Source organism: Fulvivirga imtechensis AK7 (assembly GCF_000331535.1).
GTDB lineage: Bacteria > Bacteroidota > Bacteroidia > Cytophagales > Cyclobacteriaceae > Fulvivirga > Fulvivirga imtechensis.
The window spans coordinates 65,264-80,163 of record NZ_AMZN01000072.1 but is presented as its reverse complement, the minus strand read 5'-3'; the positions used below and the strand labels follow the sequence as shown (position 1 = coordinate 80,163).

Annotated in this window: 15 protein-coding genes; 12 read left to right on the top strand and 3 right to left on the bottom strand. The window is 41.7% G+C overall.

Translation table 11 applies throughout. From position 1 onward, the window contains the following. Positions 1 to 236: 236 nt before the first annotated feature. The 5 genes from C900_RS20775 (at position 237) to C900_RS20755 (ending at position 4,103) form a co-directional block, all read left to right on the top strand. Positions 237 to 872, top strand: a complete 636-nt coding sequence (locus C900_RS20775) for a peroxiredoxin (protein ID WP_009582174.1) — start codon at positions 237 to 239, stop codon at positions 870 to 872. Between the two features lie 241 nt (positions 873 to 1,113). After that, positions 1,114 to 1,647 (top strand): hypothetical protein, encoded by a 534-nt coding sequence (locus C900_RS28760; RefSeq protein WP_051052934.1) that lies wholly within the window; start codon positions 1,114 to 1,116, stop codon positions 1,645 to 1,647. 89 nt (positions 1,648 to 1,736) lie between these two features. Beyond that, positions 1,737 to 2,561: a carcinine hydrolase/isopenicillin-N N-acyltransferase family protein gene (locus C900_RS20765; protein WP_009582172.1), complete on the top strand. Its 825-nt coding sequence runs from the start codon at positions 1,737 to 1,739 to the stop codon at positions 2,559 to 2,561. 76 nt (positions 2,562 to 2,637) lie between these two features. Further along, entirely contained in the window at positions 2,638 to 3,399 is a 762-nt protein-coding gene (gene map / locus C900_RS20760) for a type I methionyl aminopeptidase (protein ID WP_009582171.1), read from the top strand. Between the two features lie 188 nt (positions 3,400 to 3,587). Further along, positions 3,588 to 4,103 (top strand): DinB family protein, encoded by a 516-nt coding sequence (locus tag C900_RS20755; protein ID WP_009582170.1) that lies wholly within the window; start codon positions 3,588 to 3,590, stop codon positions 4,101 to 4,103. A 212-nt stretch (positions 4,104 to 4,315) separates the two neighbouring features. Here C900_RS20755 and C900_RS20750 read toward each other — a convergent pair whose 3' ends face one another. Next, on the bottom strand, positions 4,316 to 4,549 hold the full coding sequence (locus C900_RS20750; RefSeq protein WP_009582169.1) for a pinensin family lanthipeptide: 234 nt from the start codon (positions 4,547 to 4,549) through the stop codon (positions 4,316 to 4,318). A 227-nt stretch (positions 4,550 to 4,776) separates the two neighbouring features. Between C900_RS20750 and C900_RS28755 the strand changes: the two genes are divergently transcribed. After that, complete coding sequence (locus C900_RS28755) at positions 4,777 to 7,653, top strand: hybrid sensor histidine kinase/response regulator transcription factor (RefSeq protein ID WP_009582168.1); 2,877 nt, start codon at positions 4,777 to 4,779, stop codon at positions 7,651 to 7,653. A gap of 110 nt (positions 7,654 to 7,763) precedes the next feature. Next, positions 7,764 to 9,380, top strand: a complete 1,617-nt coding sequence (locus C900_RS20740) for a T9SS type A sorting domain-containing protein (RefSeq protein WP_040497208.1) — start codon at positions 7,764 to 7,766, stop codon at positions 9,378 to 9,380. A 206-nt stretch (positions 9,381 to 9,586) separates the two neighbouring features. On the opposite strand, the gene C900_RS30885 is transcribed toward C900_RS20740, so the two are convergent. Beyond that, positions 9,587 to 10,165 carry a collagen-like triple helix repeat-containing protein gene (locus C900_RS30885; protein WP_009582166.1) on the bottom strand — a complete coding sequence of 193 codons (579 nt, stop codon included), beginning with the start codon at positions 10,163 to 10,165 and terminating at the stop codon, positions 9,587 to 9,589. Between the two features lie 300 nt (positions 10,166 to 10,465). Then, positions 10,466 to 11,047: a hypothetical protein gene (locus tag C900_RS20730; RefSeq protein ID WP_009582165.1), complete on the bottom strand. Its 582-nt coding sequence runs from the start codon at positions 11,045 to 11,047 to the stop codon at positions 10,466 to 10,468. Positions 11,048 to 11,184: 137 nt separating this feature from the next. Here C900_RS20730 and C900_RS20725 point away from each other — a divergent pair, with 137 nt between their 5' ends. The 5 genes from C900_RS20725 to C900_RS20705 are packed head-to-tail and all read left to right on the top strand — an operon-like array spanning position 11,185 to position 14,899. Beyond that, the gene (locus C900_RS20725; protein WP_009582164.1) at positions 11,185 to 12,363 is read left to right on the top strand and encodes a winged helix-turn-helix domain-containing protein; all 1,179 of its coding nucleotides are present in this window, start codon (positions 11,185 to 11,187) and stop codon (positions 12,361 to 12,363) included. 2 nt (positions 12,364 to 12,365) lie between these two features. Next, entirely contained in the window at positions 12,366 to 12,968 is a 603-nt protein-coding gene (locus C900_RS20720) for a Crp/Fnr family transcriptional regulator (RefSeq protein WP_221408154.1), read from the top strand. Positions 12,969 to 13,022: 54 nt separating this feature from the next. Beyond that, complete coding sequence (locus C900_RS20715) at positions 13,023 to 13,469, top strand: DMT family transporter (RefSeq protein WP_040497207.1); 447 nt, start codon at positions 13,023 to 13,025, stop codon at positions 13,467 to 13,469. Positions 13,470 to 13,483: 14 nt separating this feature from the next. Further along, positions 13,484 to 14,230 carry a GNAT family N-acetyltransferase gene (locus tag C900_RS20710; RefSeq protein ID WP_157494101.1) on the top strand — a complete coding sequence of 249 codons (747 nt, stop codon included), beginning with the start codon at positions 13,484 to 13,486 and terminating at the stop codon, positions 14,228 to 14,230. Between the two features lie 39 nt (positions 14,231 to 14,269). Beyond that, a complete protein-coding gene (locus tag C900_RS20705; RefSeq protein WP_009582160.1) occupies positions 14,270 to 14,899 on the top strand; it encodes an NAD(P)H-dependent oxidoreductase in 630 nt (209 codons plus the stop codon). Position 14,900 lies beyond the last annotated feature (1 nt).

Sequence of the window (14,900 nt, the reverse complement as noted above, 5' to 3'; positions counted from 1 at the left end):
TTTTTAAGGTTTAGTAAATAATCTTCCAAATCTGTTGAAGCAACATGTGATTATTCTCACAGATTGACAGAGGCATGGGCTGGATTGACTGATGTGAGATTTCAATTGATGCTAAGGTGAAAGGCTCTTTTTAGTATTATAAAATCCGCACTTCAACATATTCGGTAAATTCGTCAACAATTGAACTCCTAATTCGTATATCTATTGGTAATTCAAACTAAAAATCAACTACTACTATGGGACTTCGATTAGGAGATACAGCACCTGATTTCACCGCAGAAACATCTGAAGGAAAAATCACATTTCACGAATGGTTAGGCACTAGCTGGGGAGTATTATTCTCACACCCGGCAGACTATACACCGGTATGCACCACTGAGCTAGGCATGACAGCTAAGCTTAAAGATGAGTTTGACAAGCGCAATGTTAAAGTATTGGCATTGAGCGTTGATGATGTAGAGTCACATCAAGGATGGATAAAGGACATCAATGAAACCCAGGGCACTCATGTAAACTTCCCCATTATTGCAGATCCTAAGCGGGAAGTGTCTACTATGTATGACATGATCCACCCGAATGCTGACAACAGCCTTACAGTGAGGTCATTATTTATCATTGACCCCGATAAAAAGATAAAGCTAATAATTACTTATCCCGCATCAACAGGCCGGAATTTCCACGAAATACTACGGGTGATAGATTCGCTACAACTGACCGCTAATTACAGCGTAGCCACCCCGGCCAACTGGCAGCATGGGGAGGATGTAGTGATAGCACCGGCTATTACCGATGAGGAGATACCTGCTAAATTTCCTAAAGGGTACAAAAAGATAAAGCCTTATCTGAGAACCACTCCTCAGCCCAATCTGTAGGATTACCACGGAACAATGGGGTTGTCTCAAAAGCTACCCGTCATTAAAATCTCCCTGTAGGTATGCAGAAGCAAAAAAAGAGATTCTGACCCCGATAGTTTATTAGCTATCGGGCAGAATGATATCAGAGGAATGCTTTTGAGAAGCCTTCTTTTTTAATAATTACGCTTTTCTTTTTTGGCACAATATTATGAACGATTAATTCTACCCCGGGTTCATCATCAAAAGTTTAATGGGTATAATGTTGAAAGAAAAATACCTCCCTGAAGCGAATGTTTCTAAAACCGAGACTGTGGTAGTACAGGCTCCGGTAGAGGTTATTTACCCTTTGGTGGAAACTTTGGATTTTAGCGAATCAAAGATTATATACTGGCTTTTTAAGCTGCGTGGTATCCCGGTGCCTGAAAGTTTATCTTTAAAAGGATTAGAGAAAATACGGTTCGTGAAATTAGAAGCTGTACCCAATAAAGAAATTATATTGGGACTGATAGGGCAGTTCTGGACTCCTGCAGGTGACTTGCGAGTATTTAAGGCCGAAGAATTTACAGGTTTTAATAATGTGGACTATGCCAAAGCTACATGGAGTTTTGAACTGACTCCTGTAAATGAAAAAGTGACCCTGCTCTCCACCGAAACCAGAGTATTATGTATGAAGGAAGAAACAAGAAGGAAATTCAGGATCTACTGGATGTTGATCCAGCCTTTCAGCTCGTGGGTACGCCGGGAAATACTTCATTGTATAAGGAAGCGTGCAGAAGAAGGTAAATGCGCTTAAAGGCTTGCTATTTGATCTCCGCAACTGGAAAATGTTTGTTGAAAAAACTAATGGTGGATAGATGCGTTGTAATGTAATAGGTAAATGAAATGCTGAAATTGAATCTAAAAAAACTATTGACATTTTTTGTTGCCAGTATATTTATCACCGGTCAGGTTTATCCATGCTCGGTGCTGTACTATGTGGATGAGGAAAGTGGTAAAATATATGTGGCCAACAATGAGGATTATTGGTATGATGTAAAGCCTTACATTATGATTATACCTCATTCTAAAAAAGAGCTGGCCCGGTTGTGGTACGGCTGGGATAATTTTGCTCAGGGTGGAGTAAACCAGGCCGGGTTGTTTTTCGATGGAGCTGTTACTCCTGAACAGGAGGTTCCTGAGGGCTATGGTAAACCGAAAGGCAACCTTGGGGATGAGCTGCTTGCCAAATGCAAAACTGTAGACGAAGCGATCGCTTTTTTGGAAAAAAAGAAAGTAGCACTGACCAATGCTCATATGATGTTTGGAGATAGTACCGGCAATGCTGCTGTTGTGGAATGGGTAAATGGTATAAAAAAAATAGTACCGATAGAAGATAACCGGTTAATAATGACGAATTTTTTATTATCCGACAGTTCGGAGGAGCACCAGTGCCCCAGGTACAACGCCATAGAAAGTAGTGTCAGGCAGTTGTCTGATGAGGGAAAAAGTATTAATATTCAAGACATCAGTAATGCTATCTCAAAAGCTATACAGCCTCGTCAGAAAAATGAAAATGGAAAGGAGGGTGGTACATTATATACCACCTTTATTAATATTACAGATATGAAGTTTGCATTGGTGTATAAGCAGGCAAATACCAATACTGTGGCTCTTGATTTGAATGCTGAGTTTGCCAAAGGTAAGAAGCAGAAAATCAAATTGGAGTAGTTATAGTGATATTAACACTTTTAGTGTTTCTGCCATAAAAATGAAGTTAACTTTTTAATATAAGGAGTACAATTCAATGTCTATAACCAGTGAGCTTGAATTAATAGGAATGAAAAAGTCCGGAGAGGTAGTCGGGGAAACTTTGAGACGGATGCGTGAATTTGCCAGACCAGGAATGACCACCAAACAATTGGATGATTTTGGAGGAAAGATTTTAAAAGCCTTTGGAGCTCGATCAGCCCCCAGGCTAACATACAATTTTCCCGGATGGACCTGCATCAGTGTAAATAACGAGATAGCACATGGTATACCTTCCAACAATAAAATATTGCAGGAAGGCGATCTGGTGAATATTGATGTTTCTGCCGAATTCAATGGTTTTTGGGCCGACAACGGAGGTTCTTTTGTGCTGGGAGAGGATATTAGCAACCATCAACCACTGGTGGATGCTTCCAAACAGATCCTGCATCGGGCTATTGATAATATTAGGGGAGGAGTTCTAATTTCTGAGATTGGACGCCTTATTGAGACAGGCGCTAAGAAGGCGGGATACAAGGTCATCAGAAACCTTACAGGACATGGAATAGGCCGAAGCCTGCATGAGGACCCCGCTGAAATTACCAATTATTATGATAAATTCAATAAGTCGAGATTCAGAAAGAATTCTGTAGTAGCTATCGAGACTTTTATATCAACCAGGTCTACATTTGCCGATACCAAAAATGATGGATGGACACTGATAGGCAACCGTGGTGGGTATGTGGCACAACACGAACACACTATTGTGGTGACTGATGACCGACCGATCGTACTTACCGCTTCCAATAACATCTGGTAGGCGAGGGTACTGATCACTTGGTGTAGAGATCGCTAAATTACCTCAACTATTTTCACAACCTATTTTCCTTTATACACCCTCGTTATTTGAGGATCAAAATTTTTTTTGAATCCTCAAAACCTACTGACATAAGGCTGTCACCAACCGTGTTTTTCTTTGTGTATCGATAACTTAAAAAGATAAATCACATGGAAAATACATTGCAAAACAAAGAACTTACTATGGAGTCAGTGATCACACAATCAGAACTACTAGAGCACTGGCAGGGGCATCGTAAACTTACCCGCAGGGTGATAGAGGCGTTTCCTGAGAAAGAATTGTTTTCATTCTCTGTCGGTGGGATGCGTCCTTTTTCTGAGCTGGCTATGGAAATGATCAAGATGGCAGGTCCGGGTATTAGGGGTGTGCTTACCGGTAAATGGAAGCAATTTGGAGAAGTTGATAGCGATTATGAGAAGTCAGAACCTAAGACAAAAACAGAGATACTGGAACTCTGGGACATTACTACAAGGGAAATTGATGAAGTTTGGCCTCAAATACCAGTACAGAGGTTTCACGAGGTTGAGGCAGCTTTTGGCCAATATGAAGGTACAATGATCTCTACGATCTTTTACTTGATTGATAATGAGATCCACCACAGAGGGCAGGGATATGTTTACTTGCGCGCTTTGGGTATTGAGCCACCTTATTTTTGGGAGAGGTAGCTTATCATTTAATAAAGAGGCTGCCAAAGCCCATGGCAGCCTCTAACACTTACTTACTTACTTAGTGTCTTTAAGAAAACTCCAAGTGTCTTTAAGAAAACGACAAGGTCAAGGCTTGAGAAGTCCCAAAAAGCGGAGCGTACTGAGGTACGAGAGCATTTTTGGGACTAGCGTAATGCAGGTATTGGTGTTTTCTTAGAGACACTACTTACTTACTGCCCCCAATCAATAGTAAAATCAAATATAGTACCGGTATCACAAGGAAAGTCAGCCGATGGGCATGCGCAATTGGATGGCGCTGTACATTTTCTGGTATTGCCATCATTACACAAAACAGTATATTGGATCAATACCCCGCCCTTTAACGTTTCTGCTTTTTTATCAAGGTCTCCGGTCACAAAGCTATTCACTTTAAGCTCATCCAGTTTCATTTTTTTGTTTTTCATAATGTTATAGTTTTTTGGTTTAGACATACACAAAGGTTGCGGAATAGATGCGGACCGGATGAAACGAATGTATCAAAAGCTAACACGTTTGTAACATTTGAAATAGGATTGACAAATGCGGGATTTTCCCCTGTTCAGGTGCTTCTAATTTTACTATATTGGTATTTTAAATGGCCTGGGCCTGAGCAGTTAGTGAAGGTCCAGCTTCAAATTAAGACCTATTCCCAATGGCTGTTTCAAAACCCTCACTTTATTTGCTGGCCTTTCTATCTTCTTTGTATGTAATTATTATAAATCCTGCCTATGCCCAGGATCAGCGGTATGTTGATAGCTTACAGGCTGTTTTTGAGCGAACAGATGATGGTAGCGCACGTACCAGAATACTCCTGGAGCAGGCAGGACATTATTTTGGGGTGGGAGAATTCGATAGTTGTCTTAATTTTTACAATCGAGGACTAACCTTGGCGCGAAAGCTGAAATTGAACGATGATATATCAGAAGCATTGATCGGCCTGGGAAATGCCTGGCAGAGAAAGGGTAACTATGATAAAGCCCGGGATTTGCATTTTGAAAACATTAAGTTTTGTAAGGAAAATGATATTCCGGATGGCATTGCCAGCTCCTACAACAATATAGGTAATCTTTCTAATGAGATGGGGGACTATGCCATGGCCATTGAATACTATACAAAGTCGTCAAATGCCTATGAGGTATTGGGAGACGAACTGTCCGCAGCCATTACCATTGCAAATATGGGAATGATCCAAAATCGACTTGGAAATTATCATGAAGCAATAAGTTATTTTAAGCAGGCAAATAAAATATTTACAGGCAAAGGTCATCAAGGAGGTATCAATTTTGTGCTAAACCAATTGGGCGTTTCGTATAAAAATACCGGCAGCCTACAGGAAGCCATGAGTGTTTACCGTCAGGCATTATCTAATTATGAAGCCACGGGCCATAAATTTGAAATGTCCGGACTGTACCAAAATATTGGAAATATTTACTGGGAAAAGCAGGAATATGATTCGGCAAGGCTGTCTTATTTCAGATCACTTCAATTAATTGAATCTATTGGAGACTCCACTGGTCTGGGACGAGTTCATAACGCCATAGGGCAGAGCTATGCTATTCAGGGAGATCACCGGCAGGCGAAAGAACACTTTTTGCAGGCCAGGGAGATAGCCCAACTTGTGAACAACCCGCTTGTTCTGATGAATGCCGAGGAGCAATTGAAGTCAGCGTTTGTAGCATTAGGGGAATATGAGCAGGCGTTGCTAAGCTTTGATCGCTATATTTCGATTAAAGACAGCTTGCAGGGAGTGGAAAAACTAAGGATCGCAGAGGAGGTGGAGGCGAAATATCAAAATGAAAAGAAACAAAAGGAAATAGCACTGCTAAGCGCACAAAATGACTTGAGTTCATTGCAGATTGCCAAGAGGGAAAATGAACGAAACTATCTCATGGCGCTTTCTGTGGTAGCATTTGCTTTGGGGCTGTTGGCTTATAACAGGTATAAGACCAAACAAAGATCGAATAAAAAACTACAGGAGCTCAATAAGCTGCAGTCTGGTTTTTTTGCTAATATTTCACACGAATTCAGAACTCCCCTTGCGCTGATCCTGGCTTTGTTAGACAAGAAAATGCAGGGATCAGATGCGGATCAAAAGGATTTTGAAATAATGCATAGAAATGCCCGGCGATTGCTTCAACTGATCAATCAACTGCTCGACTTGTCTAAACTTGAAGCAGGCAATGTAAGACTGGCTGTAAGACCTATGCCGGTAGCAGATTTCCTTAAAAAGATTACAGCTTCTTTTACCTCTCTGGCTGAGAGCAGGTCCATTCAATACCTGGTAGACATTCCCCAATCAGAAGAAAAGGGATATCTGGATCCGGATAAAATTGAAAAAATTGTATACAACCTACTCTCCAATGCTTTTAAATTTACTTCCACAGGAGGAACAGTTAGATTTGAGTGTTCTATAAATGCCAAAAAACTTATCATCAGCGTTTCTGATGATGGCATAGGAATATCCGCAGAGAAACTGGACCGTATCTTTGACAGATTTTACCAGGTAGACTCGGCTGATAGTCGTGAGTTTGAAGGATCAGGTATTGGCCTGGCGCTAACAAAAGAGCTGGCGGAGCTTCATCGAGGCTCAATTACTGTTGCCAGCCAGCCAGAGCAGGGCTGTTCGTTTTTAGTTGCTATTCCATTGCAAGGCTACGATCGCATGGCTATTTCTGACGATGACGGAACACCTTTGGAAGAGGATCGATGGGTAACGGTGCCTACTGCTCAACAGCCTTCAAGCTATGAAGATCGGGTCACTGATGACAAAAACAGTGTTATTTTACTTGCTGAAGATAATACGGATCTCCTGAAATTTCTTTCTGAAAGCCTTGAAGATCACTATACAATTATTCAGGCTAGTGACGGACAGCGTGGGTATGAGCTGGCCATGGAGCATATTCCCGATTTGATCATAAGTGACCTGATGATGCCAAAACTGGATGGATTAGGGATGTGCGAAAAAATTAAACACCATGAAAAGACGAGCCACATACCCGTCATAATGCTTACAGCCAGGGCTGATCATGAAAGCAAGCTCCGGGGACTGGAAACGGGCGCTGACGATTACCTGGCAAAACCTTTTGACGTGAAGGAACTAAAGGTCAAGGTCCGCAATACACTCATACAAAGAGATCGTATGCGTGAATATGTAAAAGGGCAACTCTTCTTTCCTGCTCCGAAGCTTAATGCCAATGATAAGTTTATTAAAAAGGCAATGGAGGTTATTCATGTAAATATTTCCAACACTGATTTTAATGTGGAGGCTTTTAATAAAGAAATGGGTTATAGCCGGATGCAACTTCACCGTAAAATAAAAGCCATCACGGGACAGTCAGCTACAGAGTTTATCAGACTGGTCCGTCTTAAAAAGGCAGCCCTCTTGCTTCAAAAAGATTATGACCAGGTTTCACAAATTGCCTATGAAACAGGCTTTAGTAGTCCCTCATATTTTACAAAATGCTTTAAAGAAGTATATGGCGTCACTCCCAAAGAATATGCAGAAAAGAAAGTGTCTGTTGCAGGCTGATCGCTCACAGAAATAGCAGTGGCGTTACATTTCAAATAGCAAATGTTACCCCTGTTATATCATTGCCCTGCCGCCTTGCCGATCTTTGCTTAATTTCAAATATTATGACTATGAATAATAAATACTACTACTTGTGCCTGCTTGTTTGCTTAATCTTGTCAGGCAGCTTTGATGTAGCTTTTGGGCAATATCAAAAAACATTTTCTTCACCCTTATATGATTGGCCTACTGCTATTGACGGTGTGAACAGTGGGGGATATGTAATTGGCGGCAGTCAACTAAATACAACCTGGCATCCGTTTATGTTACGAATGGATGAAAAGGGGCAAATCATGTGGTCCAGGACGTATCATCTCGCACCGGGGATAGACGAAACTTTTAATCATCTGAAATCATCGAAAAATGCCGGAGCATTGTTTGTAGCTACGGGCCAGGCAGATGGACACCAGGGGTCTATGGGCAGCTTTGATATTTACTTTGTGCTTATTGATGACGTAGGAAATGCAGTAAAAGCATCCAGGATAGGTACCCCGGAAGGAGAATTCGGGATGTACGTAGAGGAGTATAGCAACAGCGTGGGCTCTGGCTTCGTGGTAGTGGGCAGGACTGTTCACAGTCTGTCGGATAATGATCTGGATATCAATGTGAGTATAACGGATGACCAGGGCAATCTACAGAAAGGCATTGTGCTACACTACCCGGGGGATCAGACGCCATACGCTGTAGAAAGCACTAGTGACGGTGGATTTATTATTACCGGGACCACAGAGTTAAATAAGTCATGTGATGGTACGGTTGAAAATGTGTTTATAATAAAGCTGGGGAGCAAGCTGAACGTTGAGTGGAATAAGGTAATTGACATTAAGTATGGAAACTCATCATCCAATGATATTGGATATGCCATTAAGGAAGGCGATCATGGTGAATATTATCTTACAGGAGTTGTAAAAGGCACCATTTCTCCGTATCCCCGCCATGCGTTTGTAGCGCAGTTGAACAAATATGGAGACGTTAAATACTTATATGTTTATGAGCACCAATACCAGGCAATGGAAGTACGTACTCTGCTGAACAGAACAGCTCCTGATGGAACAATAGAAAATACCATATCAGGGTGGGTAAGCACCCCTTTGAAAGCAGGTGTTTTTAAAGTAGACTCAAAGGGAGATATCATCTGGTCCGGGTTATATGACCCCGAAACCTCAAAGGCTGAGCGCATGACCCATAACCGGGTGTCCCCCGGGTATGCATTCACGGGTAGAACTTTCTCGGGTAGCTATGACATAGATATTGTTGAGATGGATGAAAACGGCAGCTCGGTCAAAAGCTGTCAGTATGAATTTAAACTTGAAAAGGTAGAAGCTTCTTTTTGTGAAGAAAAACTGGCACTAACCAATATCACGCATATGCGCCAGCTAAGTGTGGTGCCAATACAGACAGACATCATACTTGATGAGTCGAGATGTGATGCGTCTGCTGCAAATATGAATTTGGAAAGTCAGTCTTTAAAGCTTTATCCTGTACCCGCACAGGATCAGATAACCATAGACACTCAGGACGATGTAGTTAGTGTCGAGGTCAGAGATATGTCGGGAGAACTGCAGAAAATGTTTCAGCCTTCCAGGAATAAAAGCTATGATATTTCAAGTCTTGGAAAGGGTATGTATATCGTTATTATTCGTAAGAGTAGAAACGGATCTGAGAGATTGGTGTTAGTGAAAGAATAACAACAAGCAGGAGCTGTCAAAATAATAGGGAATCGCATCGCGAGGGCACGAAGCGATTCCCTATTTTACCTTGGGATCTCAATCAAAGGGATGCTTCACCGGGTTCGCAATGGCGATTTGCTTTTGACAATTCCATTAGAAGTCCGGTGCTCCTGCAGTTAATTCTTACCCATAACTTCCCTTTGAAAGAAATCTCAAATAAACAGCTACAGAATATTGAAATAAGCCTTTACCGCTTCGTAGTCATAAACATTTAAGTCCTCTGGCAGAAGTGATTGACTGGTTCTGCTGGTGTTGTCTTCCGTATTGCTGGCCTGTATCCTGAAGATATGAATCTCATCATAAGTTTCTCCCGGACCGCTTTCTAACAAAATGCGGACTCGAGCTTTATCAGTAATCCAACTGCGATACACCCTATAATTACTGGCCCCGTTTGTTCCCAGTCCTGGAATGTGATAGGTGGTTCCTCCCAGTTTAAGGTATACAAGCCATGCACTCTGTGTCATTTCGTCCTGACTGGCAAGAGCCACATCTCTGTAGATATTGGGTGACACAGAAAAGTCATTTCCATCAAAAATATAGAGTGTAGCGTTGGCCACACCTGTGTCTCCTTTTTCACCTTGTTCACCTTTTTCACCCTGCGCACCCTGTTCACCCTGTGCACCCTGAAGACCTTGTTCACCCTGGGGCCCTTGAGGCCCCGGATCACCATCTTCAGCACAGGCAAATAACATCGTGGAAGCAACAAACATGACAACACCAAACTTCATTAAATACTGTTTCATAATTGGTTATTAATTTTGTTTAACTGTTGCCAAATTATAACTAACAGATAATTAAATTATGATGAATTTATTGATGTGGAATTCCAATTGATCAATCTCAGGTTTGGATTGATATGGTAATTCTGGCTATTCACAGTTCGCCTTCATTAAATCCGGTATTAAGGATCAATACGATAATATGTATGATTTCATAGACGGCATATACTTTTGTGCAGTTACCCGGGGGTCCAGACGCTTGGTAGGGATCTTTGACATTAACTTACTAAAGAAAGTATTGAATAACGGCTGCTATGCTGTTCTTTACTCCCTTAATTTGCCATTAAAAACACTAACATTTGAATTGAAAGGATTACCTGAAGCCCTTCTGAACGAAACAATCTGCCCGCAATGCCATAAACAATCCGCTATGGGACCGTTAATGAGATTCCAAAATGGAAATGAAGTTCCGTTACCAAATTTTATTTGATAATTTTCCATGTCCTGATCAGAGCTGTTTCTGAGTATGTCGGCCACCACTTTAAGGTTGTTTAGTGTAGCAGCTCTTTTTTGCTGAAAGGTTAGCCCTTCTGTGCGGCCATTGGCTTCCTTTTTCACTGCATTGGCAATCATGATCGACATTTCATAAATATGGTCAATCGTTTCTTCGGAACTTCTGGCCTCAGTATTCGGCCGGTACTTTAGATCTTCATCACGCAGTCCTTCAGTGGCCCAATAGAAACGAAATCCAAGGCCATCCACCATGCGGGCGGCTACGGTGCCTGCATTATAGACTTCGGGGTATGCAGGAATTTCAGCATAGGGAAGGGACTTATTGGTGTTCTGTGCCTTTACAGCGACACCCAGGGTACAAATAACAGAGATCAGGAATAGTTGGCGGATCATGAGTAGTCAATTTATTCTATCATAGAATAAATTATAATTCTAAAATGATGTGGGCAAATATTTATTGTTTAGCGGATGTTTCATAGGTTTGGTGGTCGCTGAGACAACACGTCAATCTATTTCTCGTATTTTAGGATATGAAACCTAAAAGGACTTTCTCCAAAGCTGAAGCTAGAAATATTATTATTCATTCCCAATTGCTGTCTGACGAAAAGCAGCAGTCACGGGACATCATTCGCCAGTTGGGTTATGTGCAGATCGACACACTGGCGGTTGCTGAACGGGCTCATCATCACGTATTCCATGCTCGCAACACTGACTATTCAAAAGATGAGTTAGCAACAATGCTTAAGAACAGACAGGTTTTTGAATATTGGAGCCATGCGGCTTCATATCTTCCGATGGATGACTACAGGTACAGCTTAATCCGAAAAAGGGAATATGCAAAGGGAAAATCCCATTGGTTTAAGCACGACAAAAAGATGACCCGGTATGTGGTGAAGAGGATAAAAGAGGAGGGACCGCTTCAGTCAAAAGACTTTAAGGATCCGCGCAATGTTTCGGGAGCATGGTATGACTGGAAACCAGCAAAAATAGCCTTGGAGCAACTGTTTATGGAAGGCAAGCTGATGGTAGCAGAACGGGTGAATTTTCAGAAAGTATACGACCTTACCGAGCGAGTACTTCCTCCCGGAATTAATACTTCCATGCCAACCGCCCGTGAGTTTTATGAGTATCTTATTAGAAAAGCATTGTCAGCGCATGGGCTGGCTTCACTTGCTGAAATCTCTTACCTGAGGAAGGGTATAAGAGAAGGTTTGCAAAAAGCTATCAAAAAACTTGTCAGAGAGGGAGAGGTGCTGCCGGTGAAGGTGGAGGGACAGGATCAAATGTATTATACTTTAACCAATACACCCGAACCAAAATGCAATAAGAAGGTTCATATACTCTCGCCATTTGATAACCTTGTTATTCAGCGAAAGCGAACTTTGGAATTATTTGATTTTGACTACCAGCTCGAGTGCTACCTTCCGGAGAAAAAACGAAAATTCGGCTACTATTGCCTGCCTTTGTTGTATAAAGACCGACTTATAGGTAAATTCGATCCTAAAGCAGATCGGGCAACTGGGATATTTACCATAAGAACATTTTGGCTCGAGCCGGATTTTACTCCTGACGATATTTTTCTGAATGAGCTGGCGATCAGTCTTAAAAATTTTATGGCCTTTTGTGGGTGCTACAAGTTGGAAGTTGATACATCAATAACCTCACCCGTACCACAAACGGTTCAACAATTTGTGAACGATCTTCAATAAACATGATGATTATTGATCAGGAGAAATGCATCGGTCAATTTCGGGAAGCATTGAACAGGTACGCCCCGGTCAGCGAGGAGTCCCTTTCAAAATTGCTTTCCATAGCCAAATTCACCTCGATTGAAAAGGGCCATTACCTCTTACAACTCAACCAGGTGGCAAAGAGTTTATACTTCGTCTGCGAAGGAATAATCACCTCACTGTTTGTTACACAAGATGGAAATACGCATATTAAAAATTTCTTTTTGGAAGGAAATTTTGCTGCCTCTACGGTTTCTCTTTTGCTGTCTTGTCCTTCATCTTTTGCTCTTGAATGCCTGGAAGATGGCATAATCCTCAGCTTGAATTTTAAAAAGTATAAACAACTCATCAATGAGAATGATGACCTGAAAAACTTCTATACAGGTTATCTGGAACAAAAATGGGTGATTGAAAATGAGAAAAGACAGATCTCATTTGCCACTCAAACTGCTATGGAAAGATATTTGACCTTTCTTAAAAACTATACGGATCTTGAAAGTCGCGTACCGCAGCGGCATATCGCTTCATACCTGGGTATTACGCCCACGCAACTCAGTCGCATCAGAAAAGATTTAAAAAAATAAGCTGCATCAACATATGTAAATGCGATAGTGAAATGCCTCCTTTACTTTCGCCATATGAATCAGCTAATGGTAACTATTTTAGCCTTTATAGGAGGCGTATTTCTGGCCATTCAGGGAGGCCTGAATGCACAACTCGGGGTCTTGTTAAAAAATCCGTTGCTGGCATCGTTGGTAGCCTTCTTTTGTAGCGCCTTCTTTGCCATGCTCTTGGTGGGCTTGAGTGTAAAAAATATCCCAACTGTACAGCAATTAAAGGAAGTACCTTATTATCTGTGGTTTACAGGTGCATTATTTAGTGTGATTGGTGTGAGTTTATATTATTACACCATTCCCAGACTGGGTGTGTCTACAATGATCTCTCTGGGGCTTTGTGGCCAACTGGTATTCTCGGTAGTAGCAGGTCATTTTGGATGGTTTGGACTACCCGCAGAACCAATTGATCATAAAGGAATACTTGGCATCGTGGCGATGATCACGGGCATCATTTTAATTAACAGATGAAAACAATGAAAACAATGAGAACAGTATCAGATCGTGTTAGTAAAAATATAGAAAACCTTACGTCCTTATGGCGAGTGGTAGGAAAACGGGCGCAGGCGCACACCCGGGAAGAAAGTTTTGAGTTTTGTGCCGTTGATTATTCCGAGTGGCCAAATCGCTTGTGGTTTCACCACAATGCTGATGAAAAGACCGCAATAGCAGCAAAGGACAGGCTACTGACCACACCGTTCCGGCTTGTGGTTCCTTACTGGGATATCTGCCAAAGTCAATCCTACAAGTGGTTAGAGGCCCATGGATTTGAAAAGCAGTTTGAACAGGTGGGAATGTCTTTGCAATTAGGAAAACGCCATGATGAAACCGGGGCGTTGACGATCAAGAAAGTGCAAACTGAAGAAGAAGCTATCCAATGGGAGCAACTTTTTTTGGAGGCTTTTGGGTACACCATAAGTCACCGGCTATTGCTACCTGCATACGAAAGTACTGACTTTTATGTGGCTTTTTATAAAAGTGCGGCTGTGGGCACCGTCATTCTACATCATATGGAAAATGTGATGGGCATACATGCTATGGGTGTTATTCCTGAAATGAGAAGAAAAGGATTTGCAGAGCAAATGATGAGAAGGGTCCTTAACCTATCCATTGACAGTGGCTTTGAGTTGGCAACGCTTCAGGCATCAAATATGGGCAAGGATCTATATTTGAAGTTGGGCTTTGAGGAACAGTTCATGATGAAGAACTATGTATTGCATGCTCATCGGTAATTTTTATTGTAGATTTTTATATTCATAAGGTTTAATAAAATGGAACTCATCAAAAACTTGAGATGGCGATATGCCACAAAGAAATTCGATCCTCATAAGAAAGTGGAGCAGGAACAACTTGAGAAAATCAAGGAGGCGATACGCCTTTCTGCCTCTTCCTATGGCCTTCAGCCTTATAAGGTACTGATAGTGGAGGATCATGAGACACGGAAAATACTTAAAAACGCCTCATGGGGTCAGGCACAGGTGACAGATGCGTCTCATTTGATCGTTTTTTGCGGTTATAGTGATATCACCAATGAAATCATCGAAGACTTCATACGAATAACAGCACAGGTACGCGGCCAGTCCCCTGACAATATTCGTAGGTATGGAGACTTCATAAAAGGAAAGCTGGCTGAAAAAACAGATGAAGAGAGGCAGGAATGGGCTGCAAAGCAAACTTATTTGGCGCTGGGCAATCTGCTGGCAATTTGTGCTGAATTAAAAATAGATGCATGTCCTATGGAAGGGTTTGATGCTAATGAGTATAATAAAATTCTGCAGCTTTCTGAAAGGAACCTGAATGCAGTGGTCGCGGCTGCCATAGGGTATCGTTCTGAAGATGATCATGCGCAGCGAGAGAGAAAAGTCAGAAAGCCTAGTGAATTATTATTTGAAGTAAAGTGAT